Source organism: Acinetobacter sp. CS-2, from assembly GCF_016599715.1.
Lineage (GTDB): Bacteria > Pseudomonadota > Gammaproteobacteria > Pseudomonadales > Moraxellaceae > Acinetobacter.
On record NZ_CP067019.1, the window covers coordinates 1,593,959 to 1,608,278 of the forward strand.

The 14,320-nt window shown below is 39.9% G+C and carries 15 protein-coding genes; 10 read left to right on the forward strand and 5 right to left on the reverse strand.

What is annotated here, in order from left to right; genetic code table 11:
- Window positions 1-16 precede the first annotated feature (16 nt).
- Window positions 17-385 (reverse strand): sulfurtransferase complex subunit TusD, encoded by a 369-nt coding sequence (gene tusD, locus JFY49_RS08025; protein WP_200224743.1) that lies wholly within the window; start codon window positions 383-385, stop codon window positions 17-19.
- A 562-nt stretch (window positions 386-947) separates the two neighbouring features.
- Here tusD and JFY49_RS08030 point away from each other — a divergent pair.
- From JFY49_RS08030 to JFY49_RS08055, 6 genes are all read left to right on the forward strand, one after another.
- Window positions 948-1,406, forward strand: coding sequence for a DUF2147 domain-containing protein (locus JFY49_RS08030; protein ID WP_166171768.1), 459 nt, complete (start codon window positions 948-950; stop codon window positions 1,404-1,406).
- 502 nt (window positions 1,407-1,908) lie between these two features.
- Window positions 1,909-2,652, forward strand: coding sequence for an SDR family NAD(P)-dependent oxidoreductase (locus JFY49_RS08035; RefSeq protein WP_200224744.1), 744 nt, complete (start codon window positions 1,909-1,911; stop codon window positions 2,650-2,652).
- 355 nt (window positions 2,653-3,007) lie between these two features.
- Entirely contained in the window at window positions 3,008-4,015 is a 1,008-nt protein-coding gene (locus JFY49_RS08040; protein WP_200224745.1) for an SDR family NAD(P)-dependent oxidoreductase, read from the forward strand.
- A 134-nt stretch (window positions 4,016-4,149) separates the two neighbouring features.
- On the forward strand, window positions 4,150-5,544 hold the full coding sequence (fumC, locus tag JFY49_RS08045; RefSeq protein ID WP_200224746.1) for a class II fumarate hydratase: 1,395 nt from the start codon (window positions 4,150-4,152) through the stop codon (window positions 5,542-5,544).
- A 101-nt stretch (window positions 5,545-5,645) separates the two neighbouring features.
- Window positions 5,646-6,137, forward strand: coding sequence for a hypothetical protein (locus JFY49_RS08050; RefSeq protein ID WP_200224747.1), 492 nt, complete (start codon window positions 5,646-5,648; stop codon window positions 6,135-6,137).
- A 282-nt stretch (window positions 6,138-6,419) separates the two neighbouring features.
- Window positions 6,420-7,022, forward strand: coding sequence for a nitroreductase family protein (locus tag JFY49_RS08055; protein ID WP_200224748.1), 603 nt, complete (start codon window positions 6,420-6,422; stop codon window positions 7,020-7,022).
- Between the two features lie 90 nt (window positions 7,023-7,112).
- Here the strand turns inward: JFY49_RS08055 and JFY49_RS08060 are convergent, their stop codons facing one another.
- The gene (locus JFY49_RS08060) at window positions 7,113-8,318 is read right to left on the reverse strand and encodes an MFS transporter (RefSeq protein WP_200224750.1); all 1,206 of its coding nucleotides are present in this window, start codon (window positions 8,316-8,318) and stop codon (window positions 7,113-7,115) included.
- Complete coding sequence (locus tag JFY49_RS08065; RefSeq protein WP_200224751.1) at window positions 8,315-8,752, reverse strand: MarR family winged helix-turn-helix transcriptional regulator; 438 nt, start codon at window positions 8,750-8,752, stop codon at window positions 8,315-8,317. Before JFY49_RS08065 ends, JFY49_RS08060 begins: the two co-directional genes overlap by 4 nt.
- Window positions 8,753-8,983: 231 nt before the next feature.
- On the opposite strand from JFY49_RS08065, the gene JFY49_RS08070 reads away from it, so the two are divergent.
- Window positions 8,984-9,097 (forward strand): DUF2474 domain-containing protein, encoded by a 114-nt coding sequence (locus tag JFY49_RS08070; protein ID WP_200224752.1) that lies wholly within the window; start codon window positions 8,984-8,986, stop codon window positions 9,095-9,097.
- A 127-nt stretch (window positions 9,098-9,224) separates the two neighbouring features.
- Here JFY49_RS08070 and JFY49_RS08075 read toward each other — a convergent pair whose 3' ends face one another.
- Both JFY49_RS08075 and JFY49_RS08080 read right to left on the reverse strand, forming a co-directional pair.
- A complete protein-coding gene (locus JFY49_RS08075) occupies window positions 9,225-9,779 on the reverse strand; it encodes a thermonuclease family protein (RefSeq protein WP_200224753.1) in 555 nt (184 codons plus the stop codon).
- 343 nt (window positions 9,780-10,122) lie between these two features.
- The gene (locus tag JFY49_RS08080; protein WP_200224754.1) at window positions 10,123-11,040 is read right to left on the reverse strand and encodes a LysR family transcriptional regulator; all 918 of its coding nucleotides are present in this window, start codon (window positions 11,038-11,040) and stop codon (window positions 10,123-10,125) included.
- Between the two features lie 94 nt (window positions 11,041-11,134).
- Between JFY49_RS08080 and JFY49_RS08085 the strand changes: the two genes are divergently transcribed.
- The 3 genes from JFY49_RS08085 to JFY49_RS08095 all read left to right on the forward strand — a co-directional run bounded on the left by JFY49_RS08085 (window position 11,135) and on the right by JFY49_RS08095 (window position 14,318).
- The gene (locus JFY49_RS08085) at window positions 11,135-12,379 is read left to right on the forward strand and encodes an acyl-CoA dehydrogenase family protein (protein ID WP_200224755.1); all 1,245 of its coding nucleotides are present in this window, start codon (window positions 11,135-11,137) and stop codon (window positions 12,377-12,379) included.
- 122 nt (window positions 12,380-12,501) lie between these two features.
- Window positions 12,502-13,623, forward strand: a complete 1,122-nt coding sequence (locus JFY49_RS08090) for a phosphotransferase family protein (protein WP_200224757.1) — start codon at window positions 12,502-12,504, stop codon at window positions 13,621-13,623.
- Window positions 13,620-14,318 carry a histidine phosphatase family protein gene (locus JFY49_RS08095; protein ID WP_200224758.1) on the forward strand — a complete coding sequence of 233 codons (699 nt, stop codon included), beginning with the start codon at window positions 13,620-13,622 and terminating at the stop codon, window positions 14,316-14,318. Before JFY49_RS08090 ends, JFY49_RS08095 begins: the two co-directional genes overlap by 4 nt.
- Window positions 14,319-14,320: the final 2 nt, after the last annotated feature.

Below are 14,320 nucleotides of genomic sequence, written 5' to 3' on the forward strand. Positions count from 1 at the left end.
ACCAAAAAATATCGTCTTAGAATTGAATCAGACGTTGTGTTGATTGCACTGCATCGGCAAGTTCACCCAGACCAACCAGTTCAAAGCCTTGTGCAAGATTGTGTTGGCTAATCTGATGTCGTTTGGCATTTTCCTCATCGCTAATACCACGCGCCAAAGCAGCACTCACGCATACCGGTAAGCGAATTTCCAGTTTTTGCCATTCTTCCGTCAGGTTACGCTGATCATCCGGAACCCATTGCAAGGCATTTGCTACAGCTACACCATCTTGATAGAAGAACACGCGAAATGGCTGGTTTTTAGCGTGCAGGGCCTGAGCCAGACCCAGGGCATGCCAGGCGTAAATCGAGGTTGGAGCGGAGGTAATTAGTAATAAGGTACTCATCGAAATTCACTTGAAGAATGCCCAATCCAATATTGATGCATCCAAACTTCATAAGAAAAGGGTAGTATACAATGATTTTAGGTAGTATCTAAAGAATTCAGAACTTAATGTTAAAATTATTTAAAAAATAATTATTTAAAAACAATGCTTTATTTTGGTTTGTCAAAGTTAAAAATCATAAAACCTGTTTTTTTATCTGCATGAAATTCCCTATATTTCCTTCCTTTTTTCACATTATTGGTAAAATAAAAAGTAATCTGAACCAGATCTACACCAATGCTGGCCTTTTCAAAAGAAAACCCATCACTGGGATGGGTTGGGTAGCGTTACTTCATTATTACATGTCATGGTTTTCTTTGATTTTGGCTTGATAGTAAGGTAAGTGAACGTTGTAAAAATGATGATATCTTGATTTTAATCTTTGATTAATTTTGGGAATAGCTAGCAGATATATATTTAAATCTAATGAAATTAATGTCTTAATAGAAAAATAATTGTTATACTCTCGCCAATTTTGAGCACAGCCGTGCCTATTTATTTCTTTGAATTGTAAATACTTTTTATGAACCGTAAATTTTTTGCTGCTACTGCATTATTTTTTGGGCTAATCAATCCATTAGCCGCTATGCCATTCGATCCGTTAATTGGCACTTGGAAAGTTATTGATGATCGTACTGGTTATTATGTTTCAGATATCGTGATTCGTAAGAATTCTAAAACGCAACAGTACAGTGCTGTCATTACTAAAAATCGATCTTTACCTGGTGTTGCAAGTTCTGAAGTATGTAGCAAATGCCAAGGTGAACTGAAGAATCAGCCAATTTTTGGAATGGAAGCTCTTAAAGGTCTGGTTGCTGATACTAGCAATAAACAATTTAACAAGGGTATTTGGATTAATACGCAGGATGGACGTGTATATGATATTGATGCCAGTTTAAATGCTGCTGGAGACCAAATGAAAGTCAATGGTAAAGCTAAAAGTGCCAATGTAACTAGCATCATGACTTGGAAGAAGCTCTGATATAATTCTCAAGTGATTATTTTTATTGGTAAATAAATTATAAGCAAGAATAGGCAAAAGAAACCCATCACAGGGATGGGTTTTGGGAATTAGTGCTACTTAGTTATTACAGGTCTTACCTTCGAATCCGGCCTTGCCTATAAAATAGCGAAAGTTTATTTCAGAAATAAGAAACCCACCGAAGTGGGTCTGTGCGATCGGATACTATCCGTAGTATTTGATCATTAAAGTATGCTTAATATATTACTATTTTATTTAAGCTTGTTTAACAACTAGGCGTATAGAATTTTTGGTGGTGTTTCAAAAAGTATGCTGGCGTTAAACAAACTCATTTTTAGTTCAATATAGAGAATGTACTGTATGACTTTAGTTAGATCAATATACTAAAAATATGTTGAACTCATGCAGAATAGTATTATAGACCCAGTCTCAACAAAGAATTGAGATGCTGAATATTATAAAGTCTTGCGACTTACGCTTAAAATTAGAAATGGAAAAAATTATGTCAAATAAATTTAATAATAAAGTGGCCTTAGTTACTGGAGCTGGTTCTGGTATTGGCAAAAGTACGGCTATGCTTTTGGCTCAACAGGGCGCAAGTGTGGTGGTTTCAGATATTAACCTGGAAACTGTTCATAAAGTTGCTAATGAGATCATATCTTTAGGTGGGAAAGCTGTAGCAAATAAAGCCAATATAGCTGAGCCTGAAGATATGAAGGCAGTGGTTGAATTTGCTGTCAGCACATATGGCGCATTGCATTTAGCATTCAATAATGCGGGAATTCTGGGGGAGCTTAACCCAACTGCAGAATTGAGCATTGATGGGTGGCATCGTGTGTTTGATGTTAATCTAAATGGGGTATTTTATAGCATGCGCTATGAGATTCCTGCAATATTGGCTGCAGGAGGTGGAGCGATTGTTAATACCTCTTCAATTGCAGGCTTAATCGGGTTTAAAAATATTCCTGGCTATGTGGCTGCAAAGCATGCTATTACCGGATTAACAAAAGCAGCGGCATTGGAATATGCGGATCAAGGTATTCGCATTAATTCAGTACATCCAGGTTATATTAAAACGCCTTTAAGTGCTGAGATTGATGAGGTAGAGATGGTGAAATTACATCCGATTGGTCGAGCCGGCTATCCCGAAGAAGTTGCTCAGGTCGTTGCCTTTCTGCTCTCTGATGATGCTTCATTTGTGACTGGCAGTCAGTATGTGGTCGATGGTGCATATACTTCGCAATAAAAAACAACAAAGATGGCTATCTGCGTTTAGTTGTTTGGCTAGGATCATGTCTTATCGTGTGTTCTATGTAAAAGTATTCCCATGGTTTCATTTTTATTCCTCTTGATGAGTTTCATCATTCATTGAATAAGTTTTTATTTTTTTCATAAACAATATACAGTTCATAGCCATAACTGCAACACATTCAATATTCCAAATCTTTAAGATGGTGTTATAGTGCTCTTGCAGATTTAGCCGACTCAAGAGAATTTTGAGTCGGTTTTTTGCTTTTAATATCTGTGGATAAGTTGTTGTAAACACCAAAATTACACCAATGAATTGCAAGGTACTGATTATTATAAGGAGTATCTATACAATGATTTTAGTGACGGGTGGTTTAGGCTTTATAGGCTCACATATTGCGTTAAGCCTGATGGCTCATGGACAAGAAGTCATCATTGTTGATAATTTATCCAATGCAACTTTACAAACCTTAGAACGACTTGAATACATTTCCGGCATGTATGTGCCTTTTGTCAAAATTGACATCCGAAATACACCTGCCTTAAACAAAGTTTTTGAACAATATTCTGTAGAAGCCGTCATTCACACCGCTGGTTTTAAATCGATAGAAGAATCTGCGCTTAAACCGTTGGAATATTATAATGATAATGTCAGTTGTATTATGAGTTTGCTGCGATCTATGCAGCGTACAGGCATTCGAACCTTAATTCACTTATCCAGTCTGGCGGTCTATGGTCAGTCCAGCTTAATTTTGAGCGAAGATACGCCATTTAATTATTCCTACCCAAATCCGTATATCAAATCGCAACAGATGATGGAAGAAATTATCCGCGATACCGCACTGACCGACAATGAATGGAAAATTGCCATTTTAAGATTGTGCAATATTGCTGGAGCTTTTGAACATGCCGTGCTCGGGGAGTTTGTTGCGCCATTGCCGAAAAACATTATTCCACTGGCTTTACAGGTTGCAGCGAGAAAACGTGATTATATTGAGCTGCGTCAACAGGCACAGACTTTGGATCGTACTGTTGAGCGCAGCTTTCTGCATGTATTAGATTGCTGTGATGCCATTTTCGCAACTTTACAATGGTTAAGGGCTCAGCCTTATACTTGTGATGCTTTTAATATTGCAGGACAAAATATGTCCATTCGAGCCTTGCTCAGTGAAGTTTCAAAAGTCACCCAGACTGAAATCAAAACCATTGATGCGCCGTTTTATACTTATGCTGAATTGGATCAGGTAGGGGCGACCTCAGGTAAAGCCCATGAAATTTTAAAATGGCAACCTAAGCGCACCATTACCCAAATTATTGAAGATGCCTGGCGTTTTTATCAACAAACACTGAAAGGAAATTAAAGCAGCTGAGAAACAAAGTGAAGTATGTAAATAATAATCATTTACAATTATAATATGTTTGATTAAGATCATTAAATATGGCAAAACTAATGAATTGGCTTAAGTAATAACACTACATGGATATGAGGTTGAACATGCAAACACGTATTGAACATGACACCATGGGCGATGTTGAAGTTCCCAGTGAAGCAATGTGGGGTGCGCAAACGCAGCGTAGTTTGCAAAACTTTAAAATTGGCCAAGAACGTTTACCGCGACCGATGATTCGGGCGATGGGTCTGGTAAAAAAAGCAGCAGCCATTACCAATGCCGAGTTAGATCAAATTCCGCATGAATTGTCACACTATATAGTCAATGCAGCAGAAGAAGTGATTGCCGGAAAGTGGGATGGCCAGTTTCCACTGGTGGTGTGGCAAACCGGGTCTGGTACGCAAAGCAACATGAACTGCAACGAGGTGATTGCCAATATTGCCAACCAGAAACTGGGCAATCCTTTAGGTTCACAAAAGCCGGTCCATCCCAATGACCATGTCAATCGTGCTCAATCGACCAATGACTCGTTTCCCACTGCCATTCATGTGGCTGCAAGTCTACAAATCAATGAATTGCTGATTCCTGCCGTACAACGTTTACGCGATACTCTAGAGGCTAAATCGCAAGAATTTTCCGACATTGTCAAAATTGGCCGTACCCATTTACAGGATGCAACACCCTTAACGCTCGGGCAAGAATTTAGTGGCTATGTGTCACAACTGGATCATGCCTTAAAACGTTTGCATTATGCCTTACTGGGTTTATATGAATTGCCTTTGGGGGGCACAGCAGTTGGAACAGGTTTAAATGCACATCCGGAGTATGCAGTAAAAGCTGCAGCACAGTTAGCTAATTTAACCGGTTTGCCATTTGTAACGGCTCCGAATAAATTTGAAGCTTTAGCTGCGCGTGATGCTGCGGTATTTGCCTCTGGGGCTTTAAAGACGTTGGCAGTGAGTTTAAATAAAATTGCCAATGATATTCGCTGGTTGGCCAGTGGTCCGCGCTGCGGTTTTAGTGAAATCCGTATTCCTGAAAATGAGCCAGGTTCAAGCATTATGCCCGGCAAGGTCAATCCAACCCAAAGTGAAGCCATGACCATGGTGGTGGCACAGGTGCTGGGGAATGATACGACTATTAATGTCGCCGGAGCTTCGGGCAACTTCGAGCTGAATGTGTTTATGCCGGTCATTGCATTTAACCTGTTGCAATCGATTCAACTGTTGGGCGATGCATGTAACAGCTTTAATGATCATTGTGCCGTTGGCATTGAGCCCAACCGCGAAAAAATTGATCATTTCCTGCATAATTCACTGATGTTAGTCACTGCTTTAAATCCGGTGATTGGTTATGAAAATGCTGCTAAAGTGGCAAAAACAGCATATAAGGAAGGCAAAACCTTAAAACAGGTCGCGGTCGAATTGAACCTGGTCACTGCCGAACAGTTTGATGCCGTGGTAATTCCGGAAAATATGGTTTCACCTAATGTGAAATAGCCATCTAAAAGTTGGAACAGCTATCAATTGATCATCAGTGGTTTTTATCTGGGGCATATATGCGTACAATAGTCCTAGAAATTAACTGCTGATGATTGATTATGCTTGACGTTTATTTAACAGATGTTCAGAAAAAGGTGCAATTTAAGGATTATCCGGGTGAGCATCCTGTTAAATTTATTTTGAATTTTAAAAAGATTTTTCCGAGTGTGATGGAATTATTGCTTCCGGTTCTGCCTGGCGATGAAAATCTGGATGAAATGACCTGGGAATCGACCACTGAAGATTTTGAATTGTTCAAATTATTACTTAGCGGCTGGGGCGTGATTGAATTACGTTTAAATGCGATTTCTCAATTTAAAAATAAAAACTATGCCGATCAGCTAGTCAAAACTGCGCAGCAAAAGCGTAAAGAGTTTGCGAAAAACAACCATCAATTGAAAACTGTAGAACTCGATTATCTGTTTATGCACGAAATTCACGCACTGATTGATGCAGAACTGGTTGAAATTGGTGAAAAATTCTATTTGCCCACACTGCGTGATCTGTGGAAACATAAAGTTCCGCAAAATGTGTTAAATGCCAAATTTTAGAACAGCATAAAATACGATAACAATCCTCCAAATATTGGGGGATTTTTTATGCCAGTTTTAGCTGTAAAAAGATAAACTTAAGCTATTTAAATGCATCTATATAAAAAATTAAAGATTTAATTATCAATAAAATGTACTAGAAATTGGAATTATTATTGCATATGGTAAGACAGCAACACATTTACCTAAATATTGTTATAAAAGTAGATATTTCACATTTTATTAACAGTGAGGGTAGATTGTTTCAAATTTTCGCGAAGAAATATCACAGGATTTCATTCAATGTCGAATCAGTTTTTAGATTTAATTAAGAAACGCCGTACCATTTATGCAGTCGGTAAAAATGTAGAGCAAAGCCCAGAGTATTTAACTGATTTGATTAAGCATGCGATCAAACAGAGTCCATCCTCTTTTAACTCGCAGTCTTCACGTGCCGTGATTCTGTTTAATGCTGAGCATGAAAAATTTTGGGGTTTTGTGAAAGAAAAACTCAAGTCTTATGCCAAAGATGAAGAAAGTGCAGCAAAAACCAGTACCAAAATGGACAGTTTTGCCGCAGGTGTGGGTACCGTTTTATTCTTTGAAGACATGGATGTGATTAAAGGTTTGCAAGAGCAGTTCCCGTCTTACGCAGAGAATTTCCCGATCTGGGCAGAGCACTCAACAGCCATTGCCCAGTTCGCAACCTGGACCGCCTTACATACTGAAGGTTTAGGCGCTTCACTTCAGCACTATAACCCGATCGTGGATGAACAGGTACATGCTGAATGGGAAATTCCAGCCTCCTGGAAACTGCGTGCCCAGCTGGTCTTTGGTTCAGTAGAAGGTGAAGCCAAAGATAAAGCTTATATAGATGATGCAACGCGTTTTAAGGTATTTAAGTAATTCATAATTTTTCGAAATCCCCTTTATAAAAGGGGATTTCATATATTTTAGCCAATGGTTTTAATTTTTCCTGGCGGTATTGGAAAATGATTAAGCAGCGTTAACGGCTTTGTTTCTCACTTTATGTCCATGTAGCACATAGTAAAAACCAATACAGATCAAAGCTGCAATCGCGCTATACATATACAACTGCGCGTAATCAATATAATCCAGCGCCATACCAATAAAGTAGGGACCAAAACCAAGACCTGCATCGAGGAAAATGAAGAAGGTCGATGTAGCAAAGCCCATACGGTCCAGTGTGGTACTTTTCACAGCAACAGTCTGACAAACTGACTGAATGTTGCCATAGCCCAGACCAAGCAAGCCTGCACAAATCAACAAGGTCATCGGACTATGTGCCTGACTAAGCAGATACAAGGCAAATGCCATAATTATAAATGCAGGATACATAATGATATTTTCACCTTTACGATCCATCAGTGGGCCGGTAAAGGGACGTGAAAATAAAATCGCAATCGCATACATTAAGAAGAAGAAAGAAGCTGTTTCAACCAGATCAATTTCTTTGGCATAGAAATTAATAAAGGATAAAACGCCTGAATAACAAATCGATGTAAATAACATGATGATCGAAATCGGCAAAGCTTTCATTTCAATAAATTGGGAAATGAAACTTGGCTTTTGTACACTGACCTGAGTTTCAACAGTTTTAGTATGTTGTGGCAAGTTAGGCACTTCAATCATCAAGGCCACAACCAGACAGCTCACCGCAACAATGGTAGATAAGGCGAAAATCGAGTTATAACCAACATGCAACATCATCCATATTGCTAGGAATGGGCCAATCGCGGTACCCAATGTACTGCTCATGCTGTAGTAACCAATCCCTTCACCACGACGGGTCGGCGGTAAAATCTGCGCGATGATGGTGCCCAATACAGTCGATGCCATACCCATCATAAAACCATGCATGAAACGCACACCCAGCAAGGCAGCGACATTCATGGGAATAAAATAGAATCCTGAAAAAATCAAAAATCCAATTAAACCCACAATCATGGTGGTTCTGTGACCAAAACGTTCCAGAAACTGACCGACAAATAAACGACCAATCAGGGTACCGACAATGAACAAACCGGAAATCAGACCGGCCTGAGCCGTGGTTGCACCCATTTCAGCGATGGCATAGCCGACAATGACCACCACCAGAAGATAAAAGGTCAGGACCAGCTGAAAGTTAATCGAGCTGACAAGAATAAAATTTCTTGTCCATAAGGGCGTATGTTCACTCATGATTGACCACCTTTCATCTCTTGCAGATGTTCCATAAGTTGATGAAGGGTGTTTAGCGTACTGTTTTGCGCAGCCTGATCTAAGGGCAAGAGCAGCTGTTGTTCAAACAGGTCCAGTTTTTCAGAGCAGGTTGCAAAAAGTTGTTGACCTTGAGTGCTCAGGATCAGTTTCTTTTGCCGTTTATCATCAGTGTCGACCTGATCCAAAACCTCCAATTGTATTAATGCATGAATACGTTTTGCAATCGAAGGTTTGGAAACATTCAGATATTCCGCAATGTCGATAGAGGTACAGCCTTGTTTCAGCTGTATCACATACAACACCTGCCACAAGGAATAATTCAACTTATGTGGAAGCAAAATGGTATTGATTTCATCGCTCATTAAGCGTGCACAGCGCAGCAATGAAGCACGAAATTTAAGGGGATTTGGCATAATAGTTAGCTAGGGTAACTAAATTGAGATAACTTTACGTCTGTTGAGTTGATTGTTCAAGTATTAGTCAGGGAGCAAGAATGATTTATTCTGAAAATGACAGAATCATATTAAGGCACTTCAATTCTCAATAATAAGTTGCATTTCAAAATTATTTATACCGGTTTGTCTTACTGGGTGTTCCGCGACAAAGTGCGCATTGGTGATGAAGGCTATCATTAAGGACTAAATATGAAACTTTCACAGATGCAGTGGTTTATTGTGTTGTGGCTAGGTGGATTTTTTGCTTTAGCGTTGATGGCCGGGGCATTCCGACTGCTTGTTCAACTGGCTTATTATCTTTAATTGTTGATAATAAATTTTAAAGTGGTTTGTTTTTAACAAGCCACTTTATTATTTAATCCGCCAGTGTAATCCATGAAATCAAACTCGAATCTATATTTGAAGATGATTATTTATCTGTTCTGAAATTCTATTTATTTCGCTTACGATAAACACTAGGGCGTACCGGATGCGAATTTTTCCATAAGCCTTTTTTCTGCTTCTTGGCCTGATGTTGTAGAGCTAACCATTTCTGTTTTTGCGTCGGTTTTTTAATATATTCCTCATACACCCATGCCGCGCCGCGTTTGACCAGTTCCTGATTGATATTTCGTCTAAAACGGTAAATGACGCCAACGCAGCGCCCATAGCGATCGACATCGGTAATCTCGACACGAACCAGTTTGTAATACACCATTTTTTTAACCAGACGCTGAGATTCCTTGCCATAGGTTTGTGTTGATTCGGGAGCATCAATATAGGCAAAACGCAGTTTGGTTTCTGAGCGACGCAAGTTATAGCGCGTACAGGTGATGGTATCGCCATCACTCACCGCAATGACTTTGCACCAGTATTTTTTTCCTTTTTTAAACGGTTTAAATACATCGGTAAGGAAAGCGTGAATTTTGCGGAAGATAAAAAACAGCACTGCACAAAGCAGCATGCCCAAGATAATGAGCCAAACAGGGGAGAGATTTGCCAACATAGATAAAATTTGTGGAATTTGACTTGAAAATACCAGTCCAGATTCAACAATAAAAAGATAAAAAATGAGCTGCTATATTAATGGAAATTCTCAAAAATAATGGCTTGAGAAATAGTCAAATAGCATTAAAAGCCTTGCCAGTTCAGCATTTCGGTTATTTATTCAGTAAAAGGTGATATCTGCATAAAAAATCATTCAGATCCATAACAAATACTCAAAATAGCCTAAGCATTTATCTTTTACTCTGCAAAAAATGAGTCATAAAACGCTTCGTTTCTAAGATGGTAGCTGTTGATTGTACTTATAAATAGCCTAAGCAAAATAATAGATCTATTAAAATAGCCTAAGTAAAAATTTTAGTTATTTCGCTGCGCAAAAATTGATGACGCGAATTTTCTTCCAAATCTTTATGCCAATACATCCCCAAAGTAATTAGCGGCAAGTCCACAGGCACTGTAAAAATATTTAATGTAGTAGAAAGTTGTAAATGACTAAGCAAATTTTGAGGAATAGTTAAAACGGATTGAGGGTTTTGTAGCAAAATCTGTAAAGCCGTTGAGTAATGTTGGCAACGTAAAAAAATCTGTCGCGACAGTTGTTTGCGGTTTAAATATATATCTTCAACCAAAACTCCAGTTCGGCGTGATGAAACTCCAATATGTGGAGCAGCGAGATAAAGCTGTTCTGTCATTTCAGGTTGCTGTGTACATACCACAAATTGATCTTGTACCAGTTTCTGAAATTGAATTTTCTCACCGAAGTTTTGTTCCAGATCAATGACAAAGTCTATTTGCTGGGTGGCGAGATCTGTGACAAGCGTTTTACGGTCTAATTTGCTACTGAAAAATTGAATTTCTAAATTTAGACCTTGAAAGTGCTGCACCAGTTTGGGAAAAATCATCGGTTCAATTTCATCATGGACCGCAATTTTCAAACTTTGGACCATGCTTGGTTCAAAACTCTGCTTTTGCATTGAAATATTTTGAATGGTAAACAGCGCATTTTTAATTGCAGGATAAATCTGCTCGGCAAACGGTGTGGGCAACATTTTACTGCTAGCACGTGCAAATAAATCATCCTGCAAATGCTGTCTTAAACGCTGTAAGGCATGACTGGCGGCCGATTGACTGATACATAAAATCTGCGCGGCTTTGGATATGCTTTTTTGTTCATACACTGCAATAAATAAGGGATACAAGTTAATGTCTATACGGTGAAAATTCCCCATATCAATGACTGCTTTATTATGAATATTTTTCATAGTGTGATATTGAATTAAATCATTTTATTCATAATAGTTTTCGGGTTATGGTGTTGTAAAGCGTATAAAACATAATATTTGAAGGAAAGTCGCCATGTTTGAATTATCAGCACGTGCACAAGACTATATTGAAAGAACCAAAAAGTTCATTAAAGAAGAAATTGAACCGGTTGAAACCGAGTTTTGGAATGATGTCCATGAGCTCAATCAAGGGGGAGACTGGACAACATGGCAATGGCCCACTCAACTTGAAATATTAAAAAATAAGGCTAAGGCAGTGGGTCTTTGGAATATGTTTTTGCCATGTCCAGAATTGGGGCAAGGTTTATCAGTTCAGGAATATGCACACATTGCCGAACTTTCCGGTCGTAGCTTGCTTGCACCGACGGTCTTTAACTGTAATGCACCAGACAGCGGCAACATGGAAGTGTTGTGGCGTTATGGTTCTGAAGAACAAAAACAGCAATGGCTCACACCATTATTGGAAGGCAAAATTCGTTCAGTATTTTGTATGACTGAACCTGCTGTGGCATCTTCTGATGCCACCAATATGCAGGCTACGGCGATTGTCGAGGGAGACGAAATAGTTCTGAATGGCCGTAAATGGTGGTCATCGGGTTTGGGCGATCCCAATGCAAAAATCATCATTTTTATGGCGCATACGCCTGATGAAAGCAAAGACCGTCATCATCAACATTCCATGGTTTTGGTTCCTGTAGATACTACGGGCGTAACAATTGAACGCATGCTGCCAGTGTTTGGGGTCTATGATGCGCCACATGGTCACGGCGAAATTAGCTTTAATAATGTCCGTGTGCCAGTAGCGAATTTTATTGGTGGTGCAGGTCAGGGTTTTGAAATTGCGCAAGGCCGTTTAGGGCCAGGTCGTATTCATCATTGTATGCGTTGTATCGGTGCAGCAGAAAAATCTTTAGAGTTGATGATTGATCGTGGTATGAGTCGTACTGCTTTTGGCAAAGAAATTTTAAAGCTGGGTGGCAATCTGGAACGTGTTGCAGAAGCCCGTGTGGCCATTGACCAGGCACGATTACTTACACTTTATGCTGCTTACAAGATGGATACTTTAGGTAATATGGCAGCACTGACTGAAATCTCAGCAATTAAAGTGGTTGCACCAAGCGTACTGGAAAAAGTGGTAGATATGGCCATACAGATACACGGTGGTGCTGGTGTTTCTCGTGATACACCTCTAACAGGATTCTTTGCTCAGGCTCGAAGCTTGCGTTTGGCCGATGGCCCAGATGAAGTGCATAAAGGCATGATTGCTAAACTTGAATTGGCAAAACGCGGTTACAGTTCAGGTCGGAAAAAAGATTAATTACATAAATAGTTGAGGCTGCTTATCACTTGCCTGAAAATTTTGCTGTTTATGAGAAATTAAACGGGTATAAATAAGTAAGCGATGAAGTGTTATAACATTGATGATTTAGGGAAATAACAATGTCAGTGATTGATGTGGGTGGGAAGGTTCGTCAAGGCGAAGAACTGGATGTCATTGCTGTTGAGAATTGGCTCAAAGCACAAGGAACTGATTTACAGGGTCAAGCCGAAGTTACACAATATTCAGGTGGAGCGTCCAACTGGACTTACCGTTTGAAATACGACAATACGGACTTGATTTTACGCCGTCCCCCTAAAGGAACCAAAGCCAAATCTGCGCACGACATGGCACGTGAATACAATGTGCAAAAAAATCTGGCACCATTCTATCCTGTACTGCCTGAAATGGTGGCGCTCTGTCAGGATGAATCGGTGATTGGCTGTGATTTCTATGTCATGCAACGTGTGGAAGGCATTATTCCACGTGCCAATTTACCCAAAGAGCTCAACTTTAATGAAGCTCAGGTCCGTGAATTGTGCATCAATGTCATTGATAAATTGATTGAGTTGCATCAAGTTCCTTATCAGGGTACAGAACTGGAAAAGCTCGGCAAGGGCGAAGGCTATTGTCGTCGTCAGGTAGAAGGCTGGGATGCTCGCTATGAAAAAGCCAAAACCCTAAATGTACCGTCTTTTAAATATGTCCGAAACTGGCTAAAAGACAATATCCCTGCCGATTCAAAAACCTGTGTCATTCATAATGACTGGCGTTTTGATAATGTAATTTTAGATCCGAAGCATCCGACACAAGTAATTGGCGTTCTAGACTGGGAAATGGCAACCCTCGGCGACCCTTTAATGGATTTGGGTTCAGCCCTCGCGTATTGGGTTGAAGAAAGTGACAATCAAATTTTTAAAGCCACGCGTCGTCAGCCCACCAATTTAAAAGGTATGTTCACGCGTCAGGAAGTGGTGGATTATTATTTGCAAAAAACTGGCTTGCAAACAGAGAACTGGACCTTTTATGAAGTGTTCGGCATTTTCCGTTTGGCCGTGATTGCGCAGCAAATCTATTATCGCTACTACCATAAACAGACCAATAATCCAGCCTTTAAGGATTTCTGGGTAGTGATTCATGCCTTGCATATCCGTGCGCTTAAATTGATTGGCCTGCAAAAACTTGAGGCCAATGAACTGGCTCAAAAATATATCGCGAAATTTAAGGAATTGATGCCGACATGACCACAATTTATCTGATTCGTCACGGGCAAGCCTCTTTTGGGGCTGAAAGTTATGACCAGCTTTCTCCCAACGGCGAATTACAGGCGAAATTATTAGGGCAATATTTCGACCAGATTCTAAAAGAAGCACCTTATGTGGTGTCAGGTTCGATGCAACGTCATCAACAGACAGCCAACTTGACTTTGGCACAATGTTTTCCTGAGGCTGAGATTCAGACCGATAGTGCATGGAATGAATTTAATCACCAGCAGGTTTTTGCCAGATACGAACCACGTTTTAATGAACCACATCTGTTAAAGCAGGATGTCGCCAAGGAAGATAATCCTCGGGCTTACCTGGCTAAAATTTTTGAAGGGGCGATTGAGCGCTGGACGGGTGGTGACTATCATCATGAATATGATGAATCTTGGCCGCATTTTAAAAACCGGGTTGAAACAGCATTGCAAAACTTATGTGATGAACTGGCTAAAATCAAACCGCGGTATGCCGTAGTGTTTACCTCTGGCGGTGTGATTTCGGTAGCTGCAGGAAAACTGTTAGAGCTGAATGCTAACCGGACTTTTGCCTTAAACTGGGCAATCGCCAATACCAGCATGACCACACTACGTCTGGTGGGAAATGAACCACAATTACTGAGCTTGAATGAACACCATTTTATTAAGGCCGAAGATCCCGGCTTACTGACCTGGATCTGATT

Bases quoted from the DNA above. Each gene is read 5' to 3' on its own strand.
- JFY49_RS08080 (WP_200224754.1), bottom strand. From the start codon at position 11,040: ATGAAAAATATTCATAATAAAGCAGTCATTGATATGGGGAATTTTCAC.
- tusD (WP_200224743.1), bottom strand. From the start codon at position 385: ATGAGTACCTTATTACTAATTACCTCCGCTCCAACCTCGATTTACGCC.
- JFY49_RS08075 (WP_200224753.1), bottom strand. From the start codon at position 9,779: ATGTTGGCAAATCTCTCCCCTGTTTGGCTCATTATCTTGGGCATGCTG.
- JFY49_RS08070 (WP_200224752.1), top strand. From the start codon at position 8,984: ATGAAACTTTCACAGATGCAGTGGTTTATTGTGTTGTGGCTAGGTGGA.
- JFY49_RS08030 (WP_166171768.1), top strand. From the start codon at position 948: ATGAACCGTAAATTTTTTGCTGCTACTGCATTATTTTTTGGGCTAATC.
- JFY49_RS08050 (WP_200224747.1), top strand. From the start codon at position 5,646: ATGCTTGACGTTTATTTAACAGATGTTCAGAAAAAGGTGCAATTTAAG.
- JFY49_RS08095 (WP_200224758.1), top strand. From the start codon at position 13,620: ATGACCACAATTTATCTGATTCGTCACGGGCAAGCCTCTTTTGGGGCT.
- JFY49_RS08040 (WP_200224745.1), top strand. From the start codon at position 3,008: ATGATTTTAGTGACGGGTGGTTTAGGCTTTATAGGCTCACATATTGCG.
- JFY49_RS08055 (WP_200224748.1), top strand. From the start codon at position 6,420: ATGTCGAATCAGTTTTTAGATTTAATTAAGAAACGCCGTACCATTTAT.
- JFY49_RS08090 (WP_200224757.1), top strand. From the start codon at position 12,502: ATGTCAGTGATTGATGTGGGTGGGAAGGTTCGTCAAGGCGAAGAACTG.
- JFY49_RS08035 (WP_200224744.1), top strand. From the start codon at position 1,909: ATGTCAAATAAATTTAATAATAAAGTGGCCTTAGTTACTGGAGCTGGT.
- JFY49_RS08060 (WP_200224750.1), bottom strand. From the start codon at position 8,318: ATGAGTGAACATACGCCCTTATGGACAAGAAATTTTATTCTTGTCAGC.
- fumC (WP_200224746.1), top strand. From the start codon at position 4,150: ATGCAAACACGTATTGAACATGACACCATGGGCGATGTTGAAGTTCCC.
- JFY49_RS08065 (WP_200224751.1), bottom strand. From the start codon at position 8,752: ATGCCAAATCCCCTTAAATTTCGTGCTTCATTGCTGCGCTGTGCACGC.
- JFY49_RS08085 (WP_200224755.1), top strand. From the start codon at position 11,135: ATGTTTGAATTATCAGCACGTGCACAAGACTATATTGAAAGAACCAAA.